1 protein-coding gene is annotated in these 341 nt (G+C 71.3%); it reads right to left on the bottom strand.

Annotated features, from left to right (window positions below; all coding sequences use genetic code 11):
* Positions 1–323, bottom strand: a 323-nt coding sequence (locus AC0IYH_RS30170) for an amidohydrolase family protein (protein WP_471837792.1), incomplete at its 3' end; no start/stop codon positions are given.
* Positions 324–341 lie beyond the last annotated feature (18 nt).

Raw genomic sequence — 341 nt, 5'->3', positions numbered from 1 at the left:
CGCAAGCCGCCGCGATCGCCCATCCGCCGATAGGTCAGCCAGTCGTCGACACTGGTGCCCATGTCCGCGGTCGCCGTCACGCCCAGCGACAGCAACGCCGACTGCGCCTTCAGGAACGCCGAGTCGCGCTCCTTCGGCAGCGGCGCCGGCACGACCTTCTGGATCAAGGCCTGCGCCATATCCACGAACACGCCGGATGGCTGCGCGCCCGTTTTCTCGATCCGTCCACCCGGGGGCGAGACGGTCTTGGCCGTGACCCCGGCCTCCCGCATCGCCGCGCTGCTGACCCAGATTGCGTGGCCGTCGCCGCGCGCCAGCACCACCGGCCGATCCCCTACCGC

Source organism: Pseudomonas sp. AC463, from assembly GCF_979253585.1.
The sequence above is the reverse complement of the archived record's forward strand: the minus strand, read 5'-3'. Positions and strand labels throughout refer to the sequence as shown.